This is a genomic window from Rhodococcus sp. 06-470-2 (genome assembly GCF_002258235.1).
GTDB lineage: Bacteria > Actinomycetota > Actinomycetes > Mycobacteriales > Mycobacteriaceae > Rhodococcoides.
Genome location: NZ_NOYB01000038.1, coordinates 1 through 23,859, shown reverse-complemented (window position 1 = coordinate 23,859; position 23,859 = coordinate 1). Strand labels below are relative to the sequence as shown.

Annotated in this window: 21 protein-coding genes; 12 read left to right on the top strand and 9 right to left on the bottom strand. The window is 66.7% G+C overall.

The window, feature by feature from the left end:
- Positions 1-6: 6 nt before the first annotated feature.
- Complete coding sequence (menD, locus tag CH276_RS20940) at positions 7-1,617, bottom strand: 2-succinyl-5-enolpyruvyl-6-hydroxy-3-cyclohexene-1-carboxylic-acid synthase (protein WP_094629480.1); 1,611 nt, start codon at positions 1,615-1,617, stop codon at positions 7-9.
- Positions 1,618-1,679: 62 nt separating this feature from the next.
- Between menD and CH276_RS20935 the strand changes: the two genes are divergently transcribed.
- Genes CH276_RS20935 through CH276_RS20920 form a run of 4 tightly spaced genes read left to right on the top strand, consistent with a single transcriptional unit; the run spans position 1,680 to position 5,625 of the window.
- Entirely contained in the window at positions 1,680-2,267 is a 588-nt protein-coding gene (locus tag CH276_RS20935) for a flavin reductase family protein (protein ID WP_032393928.1), read from the top strand.
- Positions 2,264-3,328 carry an AbrB family transcriptional regulator gene (locus CH276_RS20930; RefSeq protein ID WP_094629479.1) on the top strand — a complete coding sequence of 355 codons (1,065 nt, stop codon included), beginning with the start codon at positions 2,264-2,266 and terminating at the stop codon, positions 3,326-3,328. Before CH276_RS20935 ends, CH276_RS20930 begins: the two co-directional genes overlap by 4 nt.
- Positions 3,329-3,374: 46 nt before the next feature.
- The gene (locus CH276_RS20925; RefSeq protein ID WP_094629478.1) at positions 3,375-4,205 is read left to right on the top strand and encodes a siderophore-interacting protein; all 831 of its coding nucleotides are present in this window, start codon (positions 3,375-3,377) and stop codon (positions 4,203-4,205) included.
- Positions 4,206-4,227: 22 nt separating this feature from the next.
- On the top strand, positions 4,228-5,625 hold the full coding sequence (locus CH276_RS20920; RefSeq protein ID WP_094629477.1) for a DUF2252 domain-containing protein: 1,398 nt from the start codon (positions 4,228-4,230) through the stop codon (positions 5,623-5,625).
- Between the two features lie 42 nt (positions 5,626-5,667).
- Here the strand turns inward: CH276_RS20920 and CH276_RS20915 are convergent, their stop codons facing one another.
- Genes CH276_RS20915 through CH276_RS20905 form a run of 3 tightly spaced genes read right to left on the bottom strand, consistent with a single transcriptional unit; the run spans position 5,668 to position 7,777 of the window.
- Positions 5,668-6,111, bottom strand: a complete 444-nt coding sequence (locus tag CH276_RS20915; protein WP_032393924.1) for a DUF6918 family protein — start codon at positions 6,109-6,111, stop codon at positions 5,668-5,670.
- A gap of 53 nt (positions 6,112-6,164) precedes the next feature.
- Positions 6,165-7,136, bottom strand: coding sequence for an o-succinylbenzoate synthase (locus tag CH276_RS20910; RefSeq protein ID WP_094629476.1), 972 nt, complete (start codon positions 7,134-7,136; stop codon positions 6,165-6,167).
- Positions 7,133-7,777, bottom strand: a complete 645-nt coding sequence (locus CH276_RS20905) for a PaaI family thioesterase (protein WP_045198970.1) — start codon at positions 7,775-7,777, stop codon at positions 7,133-7,135. The genes CH276_RS20910 and CH276_RS20905 overlap by 4 nt, the downstream gene beginning before the upstream one ends.
- 67 nt (positions 7,778-7,844) lie before the next feature.
- Here CH276_RS20905 and CH276_RS20900 point away from each other — a divergent pair, with 67 nt between their 5' ends.
- From CH276_RS20900 to CH276_RS20890, 3 genes are read left to right on the top strand one after another with little or no spacing between them, the layout of a single operon-like run.
- Positions 7,845-8,738 (top strand): 1,4-dihydroxy-2-naphthoyl-CoA synthase, encoded by an 894-nt coding sequence (locus tag CH276_RS20900; protein WP_032393921.1) that lies wholly within the window; start codon positions 7,845-7,847, stop codon positions 8,736-8,738.
- 7 nt (positions 8,739-8,745) lie between these two features.
- Positions 8,746-9,867 (top strand): GGDEF domain-containing protein, encoded by a 1,122-nt coding sequence (locus CH276_RS20895; RefSeq protein WP_254923975.1) that lies wholly within the window; start codon positions 8,746-8,748, stop codon positions 9,865-9,867.
- A 48-nt stretch (positions 9,868-9,915) separates the two neighbouring features.
- Complete coding sequence (locus CH276_RS20890) at positions 9,916-10,296, top strand: VOC family protein (RefSeq protein WP_094629475.1); 381 nt, start codon at positions 9,916-9,918, stop codon at positions 10,294-10,296.
- Here CH276_RS20890 and CH276_RS20885 read toward each other — a convergent pair.
- Together CH276_RS20885 and CH276_RS20880 are read right to left on the bottom strand one after the other, a co-directional pair.
- Positions 10,293-11,576 carry a sensor domain-containing phosphodiesterase gene (locus CH276_RS20885; RefSeq protein WP_254923974.1) on the bottom strand — a complete coding sequence of 428 codons (1,284 nt, stop codon included), beginning with the start codon at positions 11,574-11,576 and terminating at the stop codon, positions 10,293-10,295. The genes CH276_RS20890 and CH276_RS20885 overlap by 4 nt on opposite strands.
- A gap of 105 nt (positions 11,577-11,681) precedes the next feature.
- Positions 11,682-13,031 carry a hypothetical protein gene (locus CH276_RS20880; protein ID WP_094629673.1) on the bottom strand — a complete coding sequence of 450 codons (1,350 nt, stop codon included), beginning with the start codon at positions 13,029-13,031 and terminating at the stop codon, positions 11,682-11,684.
- A gap of 146 nt (positions 13,032-13,177) precedes the next feature.
- On the opposite strand from CH276_RS20880, the gene menE reads away from it, so the two are divergent.
- Complete coding sequence (menE, locus tag CH276_RS20875; protein WP_094629672.1) at positions 13,178-14,266, top strand: o-succinylbenzoate--CoA ligase; 1,089 nt, start codon at positions 13,178-13,180, stop codon at positions 14,264-14,266.
- Between the two features lie 218 nt (positions 14,267-14,484).
- Here the strand turns inward: menE and CH276_RS20870 are convergent, their stop codons facing one another.
- Both CH276_RS20870 and CH276_RS20865 read right to left on the bottom strand, forming a co-directional pair.
- Entirely contained in the window at positions 14,485-14,859 is a 375-nt protein-coding gene (locus CH276_RS20870; RefSeq protein WP_094629473.1) for a nuclear transport factor 2 family protein, read from the bottom strand.
- A 145-nt stretch (positions 14,860-15,004) separates the two neighbouring features.
- A complete protein-coding gene (locus tag CH276_RS20865; RefSeq protein ID WP_441344210.1) occupies positions 15,005-16,657 on the bottom strand; it encodes an alpha/beta hydrolase in 1,653 nt (550 codons plus the stop codon).
- Positions 16,658-16,743: 86 nt separating this feature from the next.
- Between CH276_RS20865 and CH276_RS20860 the strand changes: the two genes are divergently transcribed.
- The 3 genes from CH276_RS20860 to CH276_RS20850 all read left to right on the top strand — a co-directional run bounded on the left by CH276_RS20860 (position 16,744) and on the right by CH276_RS20850 (position 19,375).
- Positions 16,744-17,523, top strand: coding sequence for a PIG-L family deacetylase (locus CH276_RS20860; RefSeq protein ID WP_094629472.1), 780 nt, complete (start codon positions 16,744-16,746; stop codon positions 17,521-17,523).
- Positions 17,524-17,591: 68 nt separating this feature from the next.
- On the top strand, positions 17,592-18,545 hold the full coding sequence (locus tag CH276_RS20855) for an ATP-binding cassette domain-containing protein (protein ID WP_254923970.1): 954 nt from the start codon (positions 17,592-17,594) through the stop codon (positions 18,543-18,545).
- Complete coding sequence (locus tag CH276_RS20850) at positions 18,542-19,375, top strand: ABC transporter permease (protein ID WP_032393914.1); 834 nt, start codon at positions 18,542-18,544, stop codon at positions 19,373-19,375. Before CH276_RS20855 ends, CH276_RS20850 begins: the two co-directional genes overlap by 4 nt.
- Here CH276_RS20850 and CH276_RS20845 read toward each other — a convergent pair.
- Positions 19,372-22,617 (bottom strand): BTAD domain-containing putative transcriptional regulator, encoded by a 3,246-nt coding sequence (locus tag CH276_RS20845; protein ID WP_094629470.1) that lies wholly within the window; start codon positions 22,615-22,617, stop codon positions 19,372-19,374. The two genes, CH276_RS20850 and CH276_RS20845, sit on opposite strands and share 4 nt — an antisense overlap.
- Positions 22,618-22,776: 159 nt before the next feature.
- Here CH276_RS20845 and CH276_RS20840 point away from each other — a divergent pair.
- Positions 22,777-23,859 (top strand): Hsp70 family protein (locus CH276_RS20840; protein WP_141214762.1); only part of this gene is annotated, 1,083 nt, incomplete at its 3' end.

Here is a 23,859-nt window from a genome sequence, read left to right as displayed (position 1 = left end):
CACGCCCTACAGTCGCGCCCTGATCGCTGCGTGCAGATCCCGCAGTCCCGATCGCTCGGTGGTCACTTCCAGCACTCTGATTCCCGTGGCACGGCCGGTGAGTTCGGTTGCCAGATCGGCCAAATCGACCAGTCGATGCTCCACACGGTAGGCACCGCACAGCGCGCCGAGATCCATGCCGTGGGGTGTGCCGAACACTCTCTCGAACACCCCCGCGTACTGCGGGTCGCCCTGTTCGAGGAGCTCGAAGATGCCGCCGCCGTCGTCGTTGGCGACCACGATCGTCAGGTCGTCGGGACGTGGTTCACCGCTGCCGATGAGCAGGCCCGCTGCGTCGTGCAGAAATGTCAGATCGCCGAGAAGCGCTATGGTGCGGCGCTTTCCGGCCATCGCGGCACCGATGGCCGTGGAGACGGTGCCGTCGATGCCGGCCACGCCGCGGTTGGAGAGAACCTTCACGTCCGGGGTCGGGGTCGCCACCAGGGCCGCGTCGCGCACGGGGTTGGAGGCTCCGAGCACCAGCTGGTCTCCGGGCTGCAGCGCGGACATCACCACGTCGGCCACGTGCAGCCCAGTCGGCTTGGGATGCTCTCGAAGTTGTTCGTGCACAGCCAGTTCGGCCTTCTCGGACAGAGCGGCGCAGCGCGCGATCCAGGCAGGGTCGGGCGCGCCGGTGGTGACTGCGCGAGTGCCGGTGGCCAGGACGTTGCCGGAGACGTCGGGCCAGCGCGGTCCGGTGGTCAGCGCGATGACGTCGACCGCAGGGTCGGCCAACAGAGCCGAGACCTGGCGATGCAGCGTAGGCCGCCCGGTGATGACTGCCTGGCGCGGCCTCAACTGCGCGAGAGCCAAGGGATGCAACGGGATTCCGTGCAGGGGCGCCGTCGGCTCGGCGACGGTCGGCAGCCCGGCGAGCTCCGGACGCACGGCACCGCCGTGACCGGAGACGACCACGGTGTCGATCGTCAGATCCAGTTCGACGGGAACGTCCAGTGTCGCCTGGGTGGTCGAGGTCCACGGCATTCCGTCGGGCCGACCCTCCGGACGGGCACCCGGGTCTCCGATCGCAGGCACCAACGGCTCACGCAGCGGGATGTCGAAGTGCACCGGGCCCGCGTTGCCGGAGCGTGCGCCGCGCGCTGCGGCGATGACCCGTGAGACCGCACTGCGCCACTGACTGTTCTGCTTGGGCCCTTCCTCGGCGAGCCCGAGGCTGATCGTCGCGCGGACCTGAGATCCGAACAGGCCGAGCTGCTCGATGGTCTGGTTCGCGCCGGTCCCGAGCATCTCGTACGGGCGGTTGGCGCTGATGACGATCAGCGGAATGCGTGCGTAGTTCGCTTCGAGAACAGCAGGCCCCAGATTGGCGACCGCGGTTCCCGACGTCATCACCACAGGGACGGGCTGACCGCTGCCCAGGCTCAGCCCGATGGCCAGAAAGCCGGCGGTTCGCTCGTCGATCCGCATGTGCAACCGCAGACGACCGGCGACGTCCGCCTCCTGCAACGCGAACGCCAACGGAGCGTTCCGCGAGCCGGGACAGAGCACGACGTCTCGGATCCCGCTGCGCGCCAATTCGTCGACGACTGCGGTGGCCTGTGCGGTGGACGGATTCACAGTTTCCAGAGTGTCAGATGCGTCGGTCAGCCGCCGCAACCGGGCTTTGACAGTATTGAGGTGTGCGTACAGTCTTTCGGCCCGACGAGGTCGCTCCCGGTCGCTTCTACCAGCTCCTGACCGCTTCGGTGGTACCCAGGCCCATCGCGTGGATCTCCACCGTCTCCGCCGACGGTGTGGCGAACCTCGCCCCCTACAGCTTCTTCACGGTGTCCTCGGTGGTACCGCCCGTCGTGCAGTTCACCTCGGTGACCCGCAAGGACAGTCTTCGCAACATCGAGGCCACGGGCGAGTTCGTCGTGAACCTGGCGACGGCACCGTTGGTGGATCAGGTCAACAGCAGTTCGGCGAGCTTCGACCACGGCGTCAGCGAATTCGAAGCCGTCGGGATCGAGAGCGAGCCCAGCACCGTCGTGACACCACCGCGCGTGGCCGCCGCTCCGATCGCCATCGAGGCGACGCTGCATCGCGTCGTCGAAGTGGGTAACTGCTTCGTCGTCATGGGCACCGTCGTCGCTCTGTCGGTCCGTCCCGAATATCTGGCCGAGGACGGCCTCCCCGAGTTCGACGCCATCGCCCCGCTGAGCCGCCTCGGCCGTACCGAGTGGGGCTTGCCGCCCGAGGTTCGCGAAATCGAGCGCCCTTCTTGATTCGCTGGTCGCTGCTGGTTCTCGTCACCGTCGGACTGACGGTCGGTGCGGACGCCCTCGGGGTTCCATCGGCAGCCCTGTTCGTCGCGTTGCTGGTGGCGGTGATCTTCGCTCTCGCAGGTTGGGCACCGACCACGGGCACCGAGCGCGCTCCGCTGCCGCGACGGCTCGGCATGGCGGCTCAGGCGGTGCTGGGCGTCGAGATCGGGACGCTGGTGCAACGAGACACACTGGGCTCACTGGGCGATGCGTGGTTGCCGGTGCTGCTGGCATGCGTCGGAACGCTCCTGTTGTCCATCGCCGCGGGCGCACTGCTGGGACTGCGTAAGGACATCGATTCACTGACCGGTGCGCTTGCACTGGTCGCGGGCGGTGCGTCGGGCCTGGTGGCCATCGCTCAGGAACTCGGCGGCGACGAACGCGTCGTTGCGGTGGTGCAGTACCTGCGGGTCGTTCTCGTCACCACTACCCTGCCGCTGGTGGCCACGCTGGTGTTCCGGGCGCAGCCAGGGCACTCGACCGCGATCGCCGATTCCGGAGCTCCGCTGTACGTGGACCTGGTTTTCGTGCTGGTCTGCGGCGCGATCGGCGTACTGCTCGCGCGTGCGCTGCGCTTTCCTGCCCCCGCATTGCTGGGCCCACTGATCATCGCCACGTGCGCCGATGTCCTTGGGTTCTCGTTCGACGCATCGGTGCCCACGTTGCTGCTGTGGGCGGCGTACATCGTGATCGGGTGGCAAGCGGGTCTGCGATTCACCGTCGCGAGCCTGAAGTCCATCTCGCGGGTGCTGCCGTCCGCGTTGCTGCTCATCATCGCCGTCACCGTCGGGTGCGCGTTGCTGGGGCTGTGGTTGGCCTCGTCGACGGGCACCAGCGGATACGAGGGCTACCTCGCGACCACCCCGGGTGGGGTGTACGCGGTACTGGCGATCGCGGCATCGACCGGAGCGAACGTCACGTTCGTCGTGGCAGCGCAGGTGATCCGAGTGTTCATAATGCTGTTCGCGGTGCCGATGGGAGCAAAGGTCGTCCAGCACTACCGACGAGATCGACCCGGGTGAATCGACGCGACCCCATTCAGAGTTAGGGTCCACTAATCTCACCGGCATGGCCAAGTACGTCAAACCCGATCACCCGGCGTTCTACCGTCTGCACGTCCTCGCCGCCGAGAAGATCAGTCCCGGTTTCGTCAGAATCACCCTCGGGGGCGAGTCGCTCGCGGACTACCGGTACATGGGCTACGACCAGTGGTTTCGACTGTTCCTGCCGCAACCGGGACAGAGCGAACCCCGCATACCCAGCACGACCTCCAAGCTCTGGTACGCCCAGTATCTGACCTTCTCGAAGGACACCAGACCGGTGGTTCGCAACTACACCGTCCGCGACTTCCGGCCCGCAGGCCAGGGCCGATTCAGCGAGGGTACGGAGCTCGACGTCGACTTCGTCGCACACGGCGGCGAACACGGCGAGGCAGGTCCGGCGTCGTCGTGGGCTGCGCAGGCCGTACCCGGAGACCGCGTCGCGATTCTCGACGAGGGGCGCATCTACAACCCGGACACCGAACCCTCGTGGCAGTTGCTCGTCGGCGACGAAAGTGCTGCTCCGGCAATTCTCGGCATACTGCGATCCTCGCCCGCGGACCTGCGGGCCGTGGTGTTCGTCGAAGTCCCCACCGAGGCAGACATCCAGCATCAGGACGTGCCGCCGGACGTCGAGCTGAACTGGATCGTCCGACCCGACCGGCATGCCAAACCCGGCGAGGCCGCACTGACCGCTGTGCAGCAGGCCGAACTTCCCGGCGGCACCCCGTACGTCTACGTGGCAGGCGAGCAGGGCCTGGCGACGGGCCTGCGCAGATACCTGGTGAACGACCGCGCAGTACCGAAATCCAGCATCTGCTTCACCGGATACTGGAAGTTCGGTAAAGCCGCCGGATAGCACTGGATTAGTGTCATCTCACATGTCCGGCTTGGGAAAAGGTCACACGGTCGTCACCGACTCGGTCGAGGTGGACGGCGCGTCGTTCGCCTCGCTGCGAGCCCGTCCTCTCCCCCGCGCCGAGCGCTACGAACTGGGTCGACGCCTACGCGAGAAGGTTCCGATCGCCTCCCTGGGTGACTGGGCGGCACCGCCGGATCGACCCGACCCGGTCAAGCAGATCGACTACTCGCACCAGGGCCGCATCGAGTGGCTGATACCGACGCGCCTCGAGCGGATGGTCGAGTCCCCCTACGGCTTTCTCCGCGGCACGGCCATCGTCATGGCCCGAGACGTGGCGATGCTGCCGTCGACCGGCATCAACCCGGTCATCAGCGGCGACGCCCACCTCGGCAACTTCGGTTTCTACGCCTCACCGGAACGCGACCTCGTCATCGACCTCAACGACTTCGACGAGGCCCACCCGGGAGCCTGGGAGTGGGATCTACGACGCCTCGCCGCGAGCATCTGGGTGGCCGGGCGGCAGAACGGCCGCACCGAGGATCAGTGCCGTGACGCCGTCACCGCCTGTGTGTCCGCGTACCGCATCGAGGTGGCCAGACTTGCCGACGAGCCGCTGATGTCGCGTTCGTTCCAGCGTCTGACCGCCGAGAAGCTGCAGCGTGACGCCACCGAGGGCTCGCTGCGCAAGGAGATCAAACGCGCCACCAAGAAGGCGCGTCGACGCACCAGTGACCGCGTTCTGCCGCGTTTCACCGAGAAGCACGAGGGCAAACGCAGAATCGTCGAGGAGCCGCCGATCACCACGCGCATCTCGGCGAAGGACGAGGAGCTTCTCGCCGTCGGACTGGACGAGTATCTGCTCACCCTCACCCCGCACTGGCGTCGAGTGCTCGGTGGATACACGTTGATCGACGTGGCGCACCGCGTGGTGGGCGTCGGCAGCGTCGGCCTGCGGGCGTATGTGGCTCTGCTCGAGGGCACCAGCGAGGACGACGTGGTGTTTCTCCAGCTCAAGCAGGCCAGACGCTCGGTGCTTGCGCCGTACGTGCACGGCGAATCGGCCTGGCACGACCATCAGGGGCAACGCGTCGTCGAGTATCAGCAGGATCTGCAGACCGTCAGCGATCCGCTACTGGGCTGGACGACCATCGCCGGACGGCAGTACTACGTGCGGCAGTTCCGCAACATGAAGGGGACGATCGACCTGTCGTCGATCGATGCACCCGCGCTGGTCGACTACGCACGGGTGGTGGGCCGTCTGCTGGCGAAGGGTCACGCGCGCACCAGCGGCGCGTCGATGATCTCGGGATACGCGGGTGATTCCGATGCCCTCGAGGTGGCGCTGTGCCGCTTCGCGCAGCTGTACGCGGATCAGACGGAAGCCGACTGGGAGTGCCTACGGCAGTGGCGTGGTTGAGTGCCGTGGGGGGCACATAACCACGCCACTGCGCGGAGCGCACTACGCGTGCTTGGCGACCAGGTCACCCACGCGAGGCAGTGCCTCGATGACGTTCTTCTTCGCCGAGCCACGCAGGCTGCCGTAGAACTTCTTGACGACGGACTTGTCGGTCTCCTCGATGCGTGCATCGGTGACCGAGAGCAGCGCGTCCGATGCGGCGTCGCCGTTGGCGACGAGATAGTCACCGAACGTGCCCTGCGGGGCAGCGTTGTACGACTGCCAGAACGGGTCGAGCTTGTCGACGAAATCGGGCCACAGAGCCGAGACCGCGCTGTCGATGTACGACGGCCCGACCTTCTTCACTGCGCCGTATCCCCCCTTGACCGCGAGGCCACTCGCGCCCTTCTTGTCCGCGACCTCGGCATCGATCAGAGCCAGAACGTCGACGCGCAGAGCGTCGGCCTTCGACTCGTCGAGCAGCGAATCCTTGAGTGCAGCAACCACTTCGAACTTCCTCCCAGATGTGTCAGCGGCCCCGTCGCGGACCGGCCGCAACACTACCGCAGAAGGGCGTGGCAACGCCGAACTCGCTCGATCCACCACTGCGTGCGATCGGCATCGGCATCGAGGTCGATCAGCGCCTGGGCGTCGGGTTCGAGGCTGCCGACGGGGTACGTTCCGTCGACCACCTCCGGCGCAGGTGCGACGTCTCGAACGAACAGTGCGCCCGTTCCCAGACCGCAGGCGAATTCGAGGTGCGGCAACGCCGCGGCAGCGGCCAGACCGGCCGAGATTCCCACCGCCGAATCCAGAGCACTCGACACCACCACCGGAACGCCGTACTCCCCCAGCTCGCCGGCCAGCTCGAGCACCGCGCGCATCCCACCGAGCGGGGCGACCTTGAGCACCGCGATGTCGGCTCCGCCTGCCCGGACGACCTTCATCGGATCCTCGGCTCGGCGAATGCTCTCGTCCGCTGCCACGCGAACTCCCGGAGCCCGGCGACGAAGTTCGACGAGTTCGGCAACGGTGGCGCACGGCTGCTCGGCGTACTCGAGCGGACCGTCGGCGGTCAGGGCCGTCAGCGCCGCTACCGCCTCGTCGACGGTCCAGCCTCCGTTGGCGTCGACGCGAACCCGCGGGACCAGCTCGCGCACCGCGCGCACCCGGGCGACGTCGTCGGCGAGCGTCTGCCCTTTCTCGGCCACCTTCACCTTGGCGGTCTCGGCCCCGGGAGATCGGCTCAGCACCGATGCCACCTCCGAGGCCGCCACGGCGGGGACGGTCGCATTCACCGGGATGCGTCGACGCAGTGGGCTCGGCGGGCCGTCCCACGCTGCCTCGATCGCCGACGCCAACCAGGGTGCCGACTCGACGTCGTCGTATTCGGGGAACGGTGAGAATTCACCCCACCCGGCCGGCCCACGAACGAGCATCACCTCGCGGGTGGTGATGCCGCGGAACTTGGTCCGCATGGGCATCGAGAGCACGTGCGCGCCGTCCAGAATGTCGTCGATCGGGGGGATCATTGCTGCCCCGGGAGCAACTGCACCATCAACGCCTCGCAGTCGGCCAACAGGGTGCCGTCGAGATCGGTGAGCCGAGCGTTGATGAACGTCTTGCGCCCCTCGACCCGATCCACCGCGCCCTCGACGACCAGCTCGGTGTTCAGCGGCGTCACCTTGCGGTAGTTGATGTGCAGGTACGCCGTCCGGCTGATTGGCCTGCCGTAGGCGTGCTGGATCAGGCCGAAGAGGTCGTCGAACAGCAGCGGCAGAGTGCCGCCGTGCGCGGCGGAGTTACCACCGAGGTGGAAACGACGGAACATGCCTCTGCTGCGCACGCCCTCGGCGTCGATCTTCTCGATGATCCACGGCAGCAACAGCAGCGAACCGCGACCGGGCAGCCGAGGAACTCGTCCGGCGGTCTGACGCCCCTCGGCCACCACGTGCGGGCTCAACAGCTCGATCAGTTCCCTGGCCTTGTCCGCTGCCGCCTCGGTCACGTCGGCAGGCAACGAGGTGGACACCGCGAGGTCCTGCACCGTGCGCAGCGCCTCGAGCAGCTGCCCGTACTCCGGGCCCACCTTCGCCGGCACGAAACGCGGGAAGCCCCCGTGGTGGTCGTATTCGGGGTCGGAATCTCGGTCGAGCTCGATCGGGTCGGTCATGACTGCACGCTAGCTGCACCGACCGTTCGGCACGGAGTCAACCCCGGCCACCGTTAAGCTGGCGCCCGTGACCTTCACTCCCGCACTGTGGCGTCCCGTTCCCGGCTTCGAAGACCTGACCGACATCACGTATCACCGCCACGTGTCCGACGCGACCGTGCGAGTTGCGTTCGATCGGCCCGACATTCGCAACGCATTCCGGCCGCACACCGTCGACGAGCTCTACCGCGCCCTCGAGCATGCACGGGTGAGCTCCGACGTGGGAACGGTGCTGCTCACCGGCAACGGTCCGAGCAGCAAGGACGGCGGCTGGGCGTTCTGCTCCGGTGGCGATCAGCGCATTCGCGGTCGCAGTGGTTACCAGTACGCCGACGGGGAGACGGCCGACACCGTCGACAAGGCCCGCGCCGGACGCCTGCACATCCTCGAGGTGCAGCGCCTCATTCGCTTCATGCCCAAGGTGGTCATCTGCCTGGTCAACGGCTGGGCGGCAGGAGGCGGGCACAGCCTGCACGTGGTGTGCGATCTGACTCTCGCGAGCCGCGAGCATGCCCGGTTCAAGCAGACCGATGCGGACGTCGGCAGCTTCGACGGTGGTTACGGCAGTGCGTATCTGGCGAAGATGGTCGGTCAGAAGTTCGCCCGCGAGATATTCTTTCTCGGCGAGACGTACTCGGCCGAGGAGATGCACCGGATGGGCGCAGTGAACAAGGTGGTCGATCACGACGAGCTCGAGAACACCGCGATCGAGTGGGCTGCCAAGATCAACGCGAAATCACCTCAGGCACAACGAATGCTGAAGTACGCCTTCAACCTGCAGGACGACGGCCTGGTGGGTCAGCAACTGTTCGCCGGTGAAGCCACCCGCCTGGCCTACATGACCGACGAGGCCGTGGAGGGTCGCGACGCGTTCCTCGACAAGCGCGAGCCCGACTGGTCGCCGTTCCCCCGATACTTCTGACCTACCGGTGATTTCGACGTCGAACCGCCGAAACCACCACAGTGCTGCGGGCGCTCTGCGAGCCTGGTTCACCCAGCCCTACGACTATCGCTGGATGGCGGACTTCCAGAACTCCCGGCCCGCCGGAAGAATCATCCGGTGGGTGTTGGCATGCCTGACGCTCAATTTCGGTGTGCTGGCTGTGGTGTCGTTGTTCTCCGAGGACACCACACGCAGCCCGCTCGCCATCGCCTGGAAATCGGCTCTGATCGTCATGGTCGTGGCCGTCAGCACGGCCTGGATCATCAGACCGTTTCCCGGCCGGCTCGGGGTGGTGGCCTTTGCGGTCTTCGCCGATCTGGGGACGGCGTCGACGCTGTGGATCAACCCGCTCACGGACGCCCTGCTGACGTGCACGCTGTTCGCCGTGATCGGAACGTTCTGCACGTTCTGCCTCAGCCCCCGCTGGCTGCTGGCGCACCTGGTGTTCGCGGTGACATGCACCCTCGTTGCCGCCGCAGCGACGTACTTTCGCGGGGAGGTGGACATCGCATCACTGATCTTCCGGACGAACGTCGTGCTGCTCACGATCGCCGCAGTTCCGCTCGTCTCGCATCTGTTGATCACCATCCTGACCGACGATGCGCGTCGTTCGTTGCTCGATCCGTTGACCGGCCTGGCCAATCGTCGCGGTCTCGACGCTGCCATCGACGATGTGTGGCCACGCGGCCGAGAGAAGGATCAGTGCTCGGCGGCAGTGATGATCGACATCGACCGGTTCAAATCGGTGAACGATCTCTACGGGCACGAGGAAGGCGACGCGGTCATCCTGCGCGTCGCCCAGCGTCTACGCGCACACCTGGGCGAATACGGTGTGGTCGCGCGCACCGGCGGGGAGGAGTACCTCGCCGTCGTCTCGACGTCCCGCCTCCACATCGACGCGCTGGTCCACGGGGTGCGCCGGGCACTGCGCGATCCCGAGGATCCGATTGCGGTGACGGTCAGCGTGGGGGCTGCGATCGTGCACGCGGGTTCACCGGTGTGGGATCAGAACATCGACGTCGTGACGCGGGCAACGCGGATGGCGGATTCGATGATGTACGAGGCGAAGGCTGCCGGTGGTAACCGAATCGCGACGACCGAACTGTGAGAGTGGAGCCTGCGGAACCACCTCGGCTGACCGTGGTATCCATGCGGGGTGGACATCCTCGCTTCTCGGACAATTCTCCGACCCGTCGACTACGAGAGGACTCTCGCGTTCTACCGTGACGGTCTGTCGTTGGCGGTGTGTCGCGAATACCCCGGCGGGACGGTGTTCTTCGCGGGTCAGGGTCTGCTCGAGATCGCTGCGCATCATCGCGGCGACGAATCGGGTTCGTTCTCCGGCGCGCTGTGGTTGCAGGTACGCGATATCGCCTCTGCTACAGAGGAATTGACGGCCGCCGGGATCGAAATCGTGCGTGAGGCACGCACCGAGCCGTGGGGACTGATCGAGATGTGGATCGAGGATCCGGACGCGATTCCCATCGTGCTGGTGCAGATCCCGCGGGATCATCCGCTGCGAAAGGACAACCGCTAGCCCGTCGACGCGTCGTCGGCGAGCGCGCGCAGCACCGCCGATGCCGACTGCGGCCTCGACCACAGATACCCCTGAGCCAGCGTGCACCCGAGTTCGAGCACAGCGTCGGCCTGTTCGCGACTCTCGATGCCCTCGACGATCATCGTCAGATCGAGATCCTTCGCCACTCCGGCCAACGACCTGATCATCGCCCGTCCGGCCACGGTGTCGACGAATCGCGTCAGGTGCCCGTCGATCTTGATGCCGTCGGGCTGAAGGGTCACCAGCCGTTCGAGTGAGGACCAGCCCGAACCGAAATCGTCGAGCAGCACCCTGAAGCCGAGCCGATGCACGTCGTCGATGTGCCTGCGCAGCAACGGCCCCGGCGTCACGGCGGTGGTCTCGGTGAGCTCGAGCGAGATCGACGACGGCGACGCCCCGGAGGACGCGATGGCGCGCTGCAACTGACTGACACCGTCGGGATGGGCCAGGTGGCGTCCCGAGATGTTGACGGTCAGCCGCAGGTCCGGACGATGGTCGTGCCACTTCTTCATTTCGACCGCGGCCTGCGCGAGCACACTGAGGTCGACGTCGATGATCAGTTCACTGGCTTCGGCGAACGGCACGAAGTCCGCAGGCACCACCATCCCGCGAGTGGGGTGATGCCAACGCGCCAAGGCCTCGAAGCCGACGATCTTCTCTGTCCGCAGATCCACGATCGATTGGAACCAGGGGACGATGTGGCCGTCGGCGATGGAGTCGGCGATGTCGTTGTCGCTCCCGAGCCGGATGACGCCCGATCCGACGCGGCGATGCAGGTCGAGTTGTTCCTCCAGCACCGACGCGAACTGTTCGAGTTCGCGCATCTGCTCACCCGAGAGCGAGCGCGGCGTGCGATCGAGCAGGCAGAGGGTTCCGATCACCAGGCCCTCGCGCCCGCGCAGCGGAACCGACGCGTAGGACGCGATGCCGTTGTCGTCGAGGATGGCGCGCTGCCGGGTGGTGGCATGGACGCGTCCGTGCGCCACGACGGCGGGTTCGCCGGAGCGCACCACATCGTCGCAGAGGGTGTCGGCACGTACGACCGTCGACACCGGCGGTCCGCCGACGTTGACCAGCGTGTACTGAGTGTCTTCGTCGAGCACGTTGAGCTGCGCGATGGCGAATCCGACGCTGCGTGCCGCGAATTCGACCGTCGACCGCAGAGCGGGCGTCGTCGCCTCGACATCGAGGTATCGACGAGCCGAGTCGCTCTGCCGGCGAGACCGAGAGCGCGCGGTGTCCGCGACCTCACCGTCCACCGGCATCACCTCGCAACGAACCGCCGGGCCCGTTCTGGAACCGGATCCAGGTGAGCTTAACCGGGCCACATCTGCAGTTTCGACCGATAGGCAATCCGAGAGCGGTCACAACGACGGATAGCGCGTATGGAGCAGCCGATGCCGCAGCACCGCCGCGGCGAGTCGCTTGCCTTCGTCCGTCGCGACCGAGCCGGACGGCTGCGGCCCCGACGCGTGAGCCGGTTCCGGCAACTCGAACGCCCCGAGGGCGCTCAACTCGGCGACCAGGGTCCGAGCGAGCGGCTCGGCATGCTCGGCAGCAGGCTCCTCGCCGGAATGCGTCCACCCCTCGGCCCGCAGCAGACGCGCCAGGTCGTCCGCCGTCGCTTCCACGTCGGCGACATCGTGACCGACGATCATGCGAGCCAGAACGACCTCCGCGGCAATCGTGTCCGGGTGATATTCGGTGCCGACGATGCCTGCGGTGAGCACGCGCCACAGCCCGTCGGAGCTGAGCTGCCGAGTTCGGGCCGTCGGTACCAACCGCCCGGCGGACCGACGCAGCAGACGCACCCTCATCAGGAGGCGTCGGACGATCAGTACCTTCTCCGTGTCGAGTTCGCGGCCGACATACAACGGCCGTTCGGCCGGAGGAAACACGGTGTTCGCGATGCCGGCCACCACCTCGTCCGGCAGGTACCCGGCGTCGGTCAACGCGACGCCGTCCCCGATGCATCCGATGAAACTCTCGAGCCTGCGCACACACCCGTACACCGGCTCGGCGGCCTCGTGCAGCGCCTCGCGCAGCCCCAGATACAGCTCGGCCCGCGGAGCGCTGTAGTTGCTCCACAACTCGATGCGGTGGTCGAGGAGCTGTTCGAGCAGAACTGCCTCGGAGTCGTCCTTGCCTCGATCGGAGGTCAGCACGGCATCGGTGACGCCGCGTCGACGCATGGCCAGAGCGTTGGTGCCGAGCGGTCGCCCACCGGGCTTCGACGGCTCGAACTCGCCGGCGATGGTCGCCACTTCCAGCGTCTCACCGATCTTTTCCACGATGGCCCGCTCGACACCGGTCGGGGCGTCCTGCCAGGTGACGAGCTCGGTATCGACGGCACCTATGCCCGACTGTTCGGTGGCGGCGCGATAGTGCTGCAACCACGCGGCGTCGTCGGGTGCTCGCACCAGCTCCTCGGTGACGGCGCTTCGGGCGATCTCCGCGTATCCGACGCGTCCGAGCCGGTCGAGCAGGTCACCGAGGGCATGTGCGATGTCGACCGCGCGATCGGGCCCCTCGGCCGCGTGACGCAGATACACCCACAGGTAGGTCTGTACGGAATGTTGCGTCGGGCCCGCGGGCGGAGACACATCCACCAGACCGTCCCAGCCCAGACGCGCGTCGGCGGCGAGCGCGGGATCGACGGAATCGAAGTACGACAGAGCTGCCCACACCGCGTCGTCCATGCCCGATCCCTTCACGATGTTCCACTGTTCCACAGCGACTCGATCTCGGGTGACAACCGCGGACCCGTAGGTGCTCCCGTCCGCGATCGAGCCGTGCGACTAGCCTCGAGTCCGTGCTCGAGAGCGTATCCATTCCGTCGGGGCCTGCGGCGGCGGAGATCATGCCGCGGCTGAGCCGCATGCTCGCAGGCGACGGCCCGGCCCTGCTACCCGTGCCCACCGACGATCCGCGTGAGACCGAACGCCTGCACGACGCGCTGGCACCGGGAACCCCCATCGACGACGGCGTCGCCCTGGTCGTCGCGACCTCGGGAACGACGGGTGTCCCCAAGGGAGCCATGTTGTCCGCTTCTGCACTGGTGGCCTCGGCGACGGCCACCGAGGAACGACTCGGCGGACCGGGGTCGTGGCTGCTGGCATTGCCCGCACACCACATCGCCGGAATGCAGGTACTGCTCCGCAGTGTGCTCGCCGGAACCTCGCCCGTCGTGATGGACGTGTCGAGAGGTTTCGATCCCTCCGCTCTGATCGACGCGGTTGGCCTGATGTCGGGACCCCTGCGCTACACCTCACTGGTCCCCGGACAATTGGTGAAAGCATTCGAGATCCCCGAAGCGATCGCGGCCCTCGCCTCACTGGACGCAGTCCTCCTCGGCGGGGCCGCGACACCGGCACCGCTGCGAGAGAAGGCACAGGACGCGGGCATCCGATTGGTGCGGACCTACGGAATGAGCGAAACGGCAGGCGGCTGTGTGTACGACGGAGTTCCACTGCACAGCACCGTCGTACGCATCGACGACGGCAGGGTCGTGCTGGGTGGAAAGACCGTGGCCTCGGGCTACCGCGGGCTACCCGATCATCCGGCGTTCGCCGAACCCGGATGGTTCCGCACCGACGACGCCGGAACCATCGTCGACGGGGTCCTGAGCATCTCCGGACGACTCGACGAAGCGATCTCGACCGGCGGACTGACCGTCGTGCCGCAGGTCGTCGAGGCTGCACTGGCAACACACCCCGCAATACGAGAATGCGCCGTCGTGGGATTGCCCGACGAGCGACTCGGCCAGAAAGTGGTGGTCGCAGTCGTCGCCTCTGCTCCGGTGACATTGGCGGACCTACGCACCCACGTTGCTGCCTCGCTCGACATCACCGCCGCACCACGCGAGTTGTATCTGCTCGACTCACTACCCACACGAGGTCCGGGAAAACTGAACAGGGCCGAACTGCGCACCGTGCTGCAGAAACTCTAGGTTGCGGCGCACTCTCGTCGAGCACTGTGGTTGTGCGCGGTGGTCTTCGATCGGCCGCTGGGGCGTCGGGTCGCCCGCACACGCGCGCGCAGTTGTCAGGTGCGACCCCGGTCGACCGCACACGCGCGCGCTGTTGTCAGGTGCGCGCGCAATAGTGGGCGAACAGGTGGCGAACTTGCGCGCGTTCGGCAAACGCGCGCGCGTTTGCGCCGGAGTGGTCATTCGAGCGGCGTGCCCTGATGGTGCACCAGTTCCCATCCGGTGTCCGTGCGCCGCCACAGCGAGGTTCTACGGGCGCACATCTTCGACGTTCGCGAAATCCACTGCAGCAGAACATAATCTGGACCGATCACCCGTCCGACTGGTTCGATCATCTCGATCTCGACGGAGCCTTCGGTACCGAGCATGTCGAGTATCGACGACTTGTCCCACACCGTGCCCGACGCTCCGACCTCGGTGAAGTCGTCGGCGAGCAGACGGGCAAGCCTCTTGCGGTCGCGTCGACATTCGGCAGGCTGCAGCTCTCGTTCGAGGTCGAGAACCGTCGACACGTCGTTGTCAGCGCTGGGTCGACCGGCGGGGGCAGGCGGCATGGGATGCACTGTCTCACGCACGAATGCGCGCGCAATTGCCAGGTGCGCGCGAAACAGTGACCGAACAGGTGGCGAACCTGCGCGCGTTCGGCAAACGCGCGCGCGTTTGCGGCAGAGGTGGGCGGTAAACCGATCACCCGACGCCTCAGCCCGCCATTTTCTCGTACAACCGCGTCACATCGGCGTCGGACCAGCCGGGCGGCTCGAGGATGTCGGCCCACATGTTCACGGCGTCGGCTCCGTAACTGTGGCCGTGTCCGTCGTCGACGTCGGTGGAGAAGACCTGATCGAACGTCAACTGCCAGAAGGTCACGAACGGAAACCACTGCACTCCCGGGTCGACGTCGGTGCCGCGGGGTTCGCGTAACCAGTCGGGCCGGTTCAGGATCAGATCCGGTGACCACCACACGATCGGGTCGGATGCATGCTGCCAGTACACGATTCGCGGGTCTTCCCACGGTCCGTCGATGTCGAGGTCACCGGACGAATTGGCGAAGCGCACGTGTTCGCCGCCGTCGACGACGGGCAGTATCTCGCGAGAACCGGCGTCGCGTCCGGCCGTGATGCGTGCCCATTGCGGGGTGAAGTTCGGGTTGCCGACCCACAGGGCACCGTCGATGCGCGCGATCATGTCCTGTGCGCCGCTGAACGCGTCCTGTCCGCCGTAGGCACCGAGGCTTTCACCGAACAACACCAGCTTGGGTCGCGCATCCTCGGGGAGTTCGCTCCACACCTCGTACACCGCCTCGAAGAGGGCTCGTCCGGCGTCCTGCGGAGACTGCCGATCGGCCAGAAATGCCATCGGGCTCGGCAGAAACGAGTACTGCATCGACGCGATAGCCGAGTTGCCGTCGTACAGGTATTCCAGAGGGCGAGCGACGTTTTCGTTCACCCACCCGCGTCCGGTCGTCGTCGCGACGCCCAGTACAGCGCGGGAGAATGCGCCGGTGCGTTCGAGCTCGGCCACCACCCGATCGGCGACGCCTTCGACGGTGTCCGCGGACTCCACGCCCGCGTAGGCACGGATCGGTTGCACCGCAGGCCTTCCGGTGAACTCACTGATCTCGTCCGGTGATACCCCGGACACGACGAAGCGTCGCCCCTCCTGCCCCAGGGATTCCCACTCCTCGTTCGAGTCGTCCGAACCCGACAGTTCGGCCGCGGTGGGCTTCTCGACGCCGTCGTGGTTGCCGCGGTCCGCAGTCGAGGCCGACTGCTCCGCGACCGCAACGATGCCGCGAACGAGTGCGCCGTTGACCGCGAACACCACCAACAGGGCCACGACGATCACGCTGGCGATCCGTGCGACCGGCTTCGGCACGTATTGCTTGCCCCACCGCGTCAAGGCCTGAGAAGCCCGCCGCAGCAGACGACCCAACGCCAAGACAGCAACGGCCACCACCAGGGAGACGACCAGTACCGCGACGTACAGCGGCCTGCCGGGGTCCTCCACACCGACGAGCTTGCGAACGATCTGCTGCCACCACGATCCCAGGATCAGAAACAACGGAACGGCCACCGCCGCAGCAACAGCCAACGCCCACCACCCGCGTCGACGCCACTGCTCGGACCAGTCCGGCGACACCCCGCAGGTTCGAACCACCCACGCGATCAGGCAGCCGACGCCGTAACCGATCGCGACACTGATACCGGTGGCCACCGCCTGCAGGTACCAGACGCGGGGCAACAGGGACGGCGTCATCGACAGCGCGAAGAACACCACGGCGAACAACAGGCCGACGGGATGGAGCGCGCGGCAGTACCGATCCGCTCGCGAGTCCTGCCAGAAGGAGCCGATCCGGGCCAACCGCCGTGTGGTCACGTCCTGATCGTATTTCTCGGCCGACTGGGCTGCACCTGCTTCGACGTGCAAGCATTCAGGACATGAGTGTCCTGGTTTGCTTCCATGCACATCCCGACGACGAGGTGTTCGGGACCGGCGGGGTGATGCGCCTCGCCGCCGATGCCGGCCATCGCGTCGTCCTGGTCACCGCCACCGACGGTGCCCTCGGCGAATACCCCGACGGCATCCTCGCCGAGGGCGAGACGTTGGCCGAGCGCAGGCGCATCGAGCTGGATCGTTCGGCGGCCGCTCTCGGTGTCGCCCGCATCGTGCGGCTGCACTATGCCGATTCCGGTATGGCCGGCACTGCAGAGAACGCGAACCCGGACGCGTTCTGCAACGTCGATGTCGACACGGCGGCCCAGCGATTGGCCGAGGTGCTGCTCGAAGAGAAGGCCGACGTCGTCACCATCTACGACCCGAACGGTGGCTACGGTCACCCGGACCACATCCAGGTTCACGTCGTCGGCAAGCGCGCCACCGAGATCGCCGAGACTCGCTTCGTGTACGAGACCACCACCAACCGCGATCACATGCGCAGACTGATGGAGGCCAATCCGCACTGGGGCGAGGAAGCGTCACCGCCGGACATGGAAACCTTCGGTCTGCCGGAAACCGAGATCACGACGGTGGTCGACGTGTCCGGCGCGATGGACGCCAAACGGGCAGCGATGGAAGCCCACGAAACACAGATCGGCGACTTCGGACCGTTTCTGCAGATGTCTCCGGAAGACCTCACCACCACGTTCGGCACCGAATGGTTCAGAAAGCTCCGCGGCACCGGCGGCGTCGGGCTCACGGAGACCTCGCTCCCGCTCTGACCTGGCCGGACAGCGGACGCAAGCGCGACGTACGCGTCGTGCAAGCGCCCGGGGCGATGGTTGGCCCCATGACCACACCAGCAATCGAGGCCCAGAACCTCGTCAAGACATTCGGTAAGCAACGCGCCGTCGACGGCGTCGGCCTGACCGTTCCCACCGGGTCGGTCTACGGCGTCCTCGGCCCCAACGGCGCGGGCAAGACCACGACGGTCCGCATGCTCGCCACCCTCCTGCGACCCGACGGCGGCTCGGCCCGCATCTTCGGCCACGATGTCGTCGCCGACGCCACCGCCGTCCGGTCTCTCGTCGGTGTCACCGGCCAGTACGCCTCGGTCGACGAGGACCTCACCGCAACCGAGAATCTCGTCGTCTTCTCCCGGCTGCTCGGGCTCGGTCGCCGCGAGAGCAAGGCCAAAGCCGTCGAACTCCTCGAGGAATTCGGGCTGGCCGAGGCGGCACACCGACCGTTGAAGATGTTCTCCGGTGGGATGCGTCGACGCCTCGATCTGGCCGCGAGCCTGATCTCGGCTCCGCCGTTGCTGTTCCTCGACGAACCGACCACCGGCCTCGATCCCCGCACCCGAGCGCAGATGTGGGACACGATCCGTCGACTCGTCGCCGAGGGCTCGACCGTCCTGCTCACCACCCAGTACCTCGACGAGGCCGACCAACTGTGCGATCGAATCGCGGTGATCGACCACGGTCGTGTCATCGCCGAGAACACCGCCGACGGGCTCAAGTCGTCGGTAGGCACCTCCGCACTGTCTCTGACCCTCACGGACCGACACCGGATCGACGACGCCCGAGCTCTCGTCGCGACGCAACTGGGCACAGATGTGTCGGTCAGCCCCGAGTCCGCTCGACTGACCGCACCGATGACGGACACGTCGATGACCCCGGACATCTTGATTCGCTTGCGCGACTTCGGCATCGAGGTCGGCGAGATCACCGTCACCAAACCCAGCCTGGACGAGGTCTTCCTGACTCTCACCGGCAAGAGCGCAGACGAGGACGCAGCATGACCACCACACTCACCCGACGGTCTTCGACATACATCGACCCCGCCGACCGACCGGTCGTGCGCCACATCGGTCTGGCCCGCACCGTCACCCAGTCGATCACCATGGGATACCGCGGGCTGCTCAAACTCCGCCACAATCCGGAACAGCTCACCGACGTGGTGCTGCTGCCGGTCATCTTCACCCTGATGTTCAGCTACATCTTCGGCGGTGCGGTTGCGGGCGACGTCACCTCGTACCTGCCGATGATCGTGCCGGGAATCCTGGTCCAGACGGTCATCACCGGGTCCGTCGTCACCGGCACCCAGCTGCGAGAAGACATGGACAAGGGCGTCTTCGACCGCTTCCGATCACTCCCGATCGCTCGAATCTCCCCGCTCGCAGGAGCATTGATGGCCGATGTCATCCGCTACCTGATCGCCGCCGTGGTCTGCTTCGCCACCGGCTTCGCGATGGGCTACCACCCGGCGGGCGGAGCACTCGGTCTCCTCGGAGCCGTGCTGCTGGTGATGTTCTGTGCATGGGCGATCAGTTGGATCTTCGCACTGCTGGGCACCCTGATGAGCAAAGCCTCATCGGTTCAGGGCATCTCGATGCTGGTGTTGTTCCCACTGACGTTCCTGTCCAACGCCTTCGTCGACACCAGCACCATGCCGAGCTGGTTGCGCGCCTTCGCCGACGTCAACCCCGTCTCGCACCTGGTGACGGCCGTTCGTGAGCTGGCGAACAACGGGCACTTCGGAATTCACGTCGTGTACTCCCTCGTCGGCGGTGCCGTCATCGTCGCGATCTTCGCCCCACTGACCGTCCGCATGTACATGCGCAAGGCCTAGACGAGTGGAAGCAACCGCAGAATCTCGCGCAGCGCACCGTTTCTGGTGAATACAGCGGCCCGAGCGAGCCCGGCATCGACCGCACGGTCACCGGCAACCGCTCGGGCCGCACGCACATGTCGATCGATCCGCATCGACGGAAAGTCCTGCCGACCCACCGCCCTGCTCGACACCGCCAGCAACTCCACCCCCACGGCCCGGTTTCCGCGGTGAATCTCGAACGAACCCACCGCACACGCCACTGCGCCGAGCATCGGAACGTCGTAGAAACCGCCCGGTACCAACATATTCCACGGCTTGCGTGTCAACGCAGCGACCGCGTCGTCCATGTCCTCGGCGCGCCCGTGCAGAACGTGCGCACCGACAGCCGCACACACCAGAATCGTCATGAACGGATCGCTCGGATCCTCGGACGGCCACCCGCCCAACGCCAACGCCGCACGAAGACCCCCGAGACCCTGCTCGACGGCACCGTCCTCGAGATCCGCCGCCGCCCGCACCGCCGTCAGCGACGCTGAATTCGACCGCTGCTGAGCGTGATCCCAGCGGGCACCGACGTCGTCGCCCGAGGGTGGATCGAGGGTGAACTCCTGTCCCTGCGCCGCGGCCTCCAACTCGTCGATCAGTTCGCGTCCCTCGTCCACGCGACCGGCTCCGATCAACGCCATCGCCAGAAAAGCGCGCGTCTGCATACTCTCCTCGAACGCGTGCAGCTCCCACATGACGTCGGCCGAGGTTCGGTAGTACTCCACAGCCCGGGAGTAGTCACCCGAGAGCCCGTACGAGCTCGCCAGCGTCTGCGACGTCGAGCCGACGGCCCACAGATCGCCTCGACGGCGCGCGATGGCGAGCGCCTGCTCCGCGTCTCGGATCGACTCGTACAGGCGACCCGAGTTCTGCGCCATCATCGAGCGAACGACGTACGCGTTGCAGCGAACGTCGTCGTGCTCGGATCGGACGGCACGGGCCAGTTTTCGGGCCAGGCCTCGACCCCCGGCGTGGTGGACCACAACCTCCGAGTCGAAGCGCAACCCCGGCGACACCGCGGACCGACTGTTCAGCAAGTGCCGGAGATCTGTGCGAATGCGCGCTACCCGACGTAGATTCCCGCCGTAGGCGAAGTGGGCTGCCAGCACCAGCAGAGCCATCACGGCATTGTCGTCGGGCGTGCCGCCCATCCCGCCACGCATGCTGCTCATCACTCTGTCTGCCCAGTTGAGCACCTCCGAATGCGCCCCACGCATGGCCCAGAAGTAGCCCAGTACCGAGAACAAGGTACACACGTGGTCCGAAAACTGTTGCGCAAAAGAATGTCTCATCACCGACAGCAAGTTGTCGTGTTCGGCCTCCATCAGGGCGACCATCTCGGCCGGACGCCCACCCGAGTAGCCCGCGGACACCCGAACGGCGACGGACGCAGACCACTCCCGCAGTCGAGCTGCGACGGTTTCGGCCTCGCCACTGGCGTCGAGCTGCTCCTCGCCGTACTCGCGGACGGTCTCGAGCATGTGATAGCGAATTCCGGTCGGCGATTCGACCACGCTGAGCATGGACTGATCGACCAGACCGTCGAGCGCAGCCGAAACATCCTCCACCGCAGCCCATTGCGCCACCTGCCTCGCCGCGTCGAGATCGAATCCCGCCGGGAACCGGCACAATCGACGCAAGGCCGCCTGTTCGGAGGCGTCGAGCAGATTCCAACTCCAGTCGATGACGGCGTGCAACGTCCGATGCCGTTCCGGCCTGGTTCGATCCGCCGATTTCAGAAGCGTGAAGCGACGATCGAGCCTCGCCTCGATCTCCTCGACGCTCATCGACTTGACCCGCGCCGCAGCCAGTTCGATCGCCAACGGCAGTCCGTCCAAGGTGCGGCACAATCGGTTCACCGCGTCGGGTTCGAGGCGCGCCGACGGCCGGACCGCCCGGGCCCTGACGCAGAACAGTTCCGTCGCAGGCGAATTCGAGCCGACGACGCCCAACGACGGTAACGGGAAGACCGACTCGGCCGTGATCCCCATCGGGGAACGTGACGTCGCCAGCACCGTCACCGCGTCGGACGACGCCACCAGGGCGTCGACCACCACCGCGACCTCATCGATCACGTGCTCGCAATTGTCGAGAATCAGCAATCCCCGCCGCGATGAGAAGACGTCGACCAGTCGTTCCCGAATCGAATGGACCCGGGTGACCGGAAGGCCACCGACCTTGATGTCGGCCTCGGTGAGCCCCAGGGTCGCTCCGATCGCCGACGCGACGTCCTCTTCGCTGCGCAGCGATGCCAGTTCGACGAAAGCCACCGACATGTGGGCACCGGCGCGGCGACCGAGTTCGTGTGCAATCCGCGTCTTACCCGCGCCGCCGGGCCCGAGGACAGTGGTGACTCGAGAACTGCCGAGCAGTACCTCGATCGCGTCGAGGTCCTCGCCTCGTCCGATCAGTGCGTTCGGTGCGGCGCGCAGACCGATGGTCTGCAGCATCTTCGGCGCGGTGTGCCCCAGAATCTCGGTGTTCAACGCGGTCACGGCCGGCGAGGGGTCCGTTCCCAGACGGTCGGCGAGTTCGGATCGCAGTGCCGCGAACACCGAGAGGGCATCGTTGGATCTGCCCGCGCCGTGCAGTGCACGCATAAGGTCGGCGGTGGCGAGTTCGTCGGTCGGGTCCGCGGCGACTCGCGCCCGCGCGAGCGGAATGGCGTCGTCGAAACGGCGCAACCCGAGCAACGCCGAGATCTGTACGGATCTCAGCGCGACCTCGAGCAGTTCGGCCTGCGCCCGGACCGGTTCCGCCGGCTCCCCTCGCCACAGGCCAGAGGCGTCGAGCACACCGTCGAGGGCGTCCTGCCACTGCGAAGCTGCGAGTCGACCCTCCGCGGCCCGCGTGAGGACGCGGGCGCGTCCGAGGTCGGTGTCGTCACTGCCCAGAGCCAACCGATAGCCACCGCGGTCGCTCTCGAGAACACCTGCGGGCAACACCGACCGCAGACGAGAGATCTGCGTCTGCAGAGCGTTCTTCGGCGAACGGGGCGTCTCGCCCGGCCACACCTCGTCGATGAGGGCCTGTGCCGACCGCATCCGCCCCGGTGCCAGCGCCAAGGCCACCAACAGGGCCTGCGCCCGCACACCCGGTACCGGAACCAGCTCTCTGTCGATTCGGGTCGCGACGACGCCGAGGATCCCCACCACCGGGAGGTCGGTCGTGAGGTCCTTCGTCCGAGGATGCGCGATATCGATGGGCACTGCCACCAGATCGTAGGCCGATGACGCGACCCCTTCGACCTGACGTTCGGATTGTTTCGAGCCTCTAACCAAACCGTGAGACGGTACAGTGTCCACGTCGCCTGTCACGAGGGCGAGTACGTCAGACCTGGACACCGTCACCGAAATGGAGAGGCCGGAGAAGCGATGCGTTCGTCAGTGGGTGTGTCCCTCGGCACGTGCGGCATTCGCACGGCTCGGACCACCGAAGACGGCGCATGGACCGACGGCACCCCGTTCGACGACTGGCAGCTCTCCCCCACGGCCGCGGACGTCGCCCGCGTCGTGCGCGGCATCGTCGACAGCCCGGACGCGCCCCAATCACTCGGCGTCGCCTATCGCACCCCCGCGGAACGTACCGGGATCGCCGACGCGCTGGCCGAGGAGTACGTCTCCGACGTCCATCTCATCGACAGAACCGGCGCGGCAATGGAATACCTGCGCCCAGGGCTTCCCTCCCACCATCGAACGATCGCGCTGTTCGACGCGGGCGAGACCGGAGTCGACGTCGACATCGTGGACGTCGAAACCGGCCGCTCCTACGGTTCGGCGCGGACCACCGCCATGAGTGGTGCCTCCTTCGACGCAGTGGTCCGTGAACACATACTCGGACTCGGCATAGTGCGTCCGCCCCACTCTCCCGACGAGGACAGCGCGCTGACGGCCTTCTGCCGCGGAATCAAGGAAGCTCTGTCCTCGCACCTGACCACCAGCACACCCGATGGCGAGCACATTCTCCTCGAACGGCACATCTTCGAGTTGTCCATCGCACGCTCCACCGAACAGGCCGCCGAGACGGTGCGCAGGCTCGGCCTGGAGGCCGAGTTCTATCCCGACGCCGTCATCGCCATCGGCGGCACGTCCAACGTCCCGTTGGTCCGGGCCACCCTCGAACGATTCCTGCAACTGCCGGTCGTCGTCCCGGACCGGCCCGAACTGGTCATCGCCGGTGGTGCCGCGGTACACGCCACCCACGTCGACGCGACCCACGTGCCGCCCGTCGTCTCGCACCGTCCCGCCCTGACTCGACTGGGCATGATCGCGCTGCCGATCGCGGGCGTCATCGCCGCAATCGGACTGTTCACCGCACTCGGATCCAGCGACGAGAATCAACGACTGAGCACCCCCGCCAGCGTCGGCGAATCGGTTCCACAGACCACGACACCCGCTGCCACCAGGACCACGACGCCCACATCGTCACCGCCGCCCGACATCCCACCTCCCCCGCCG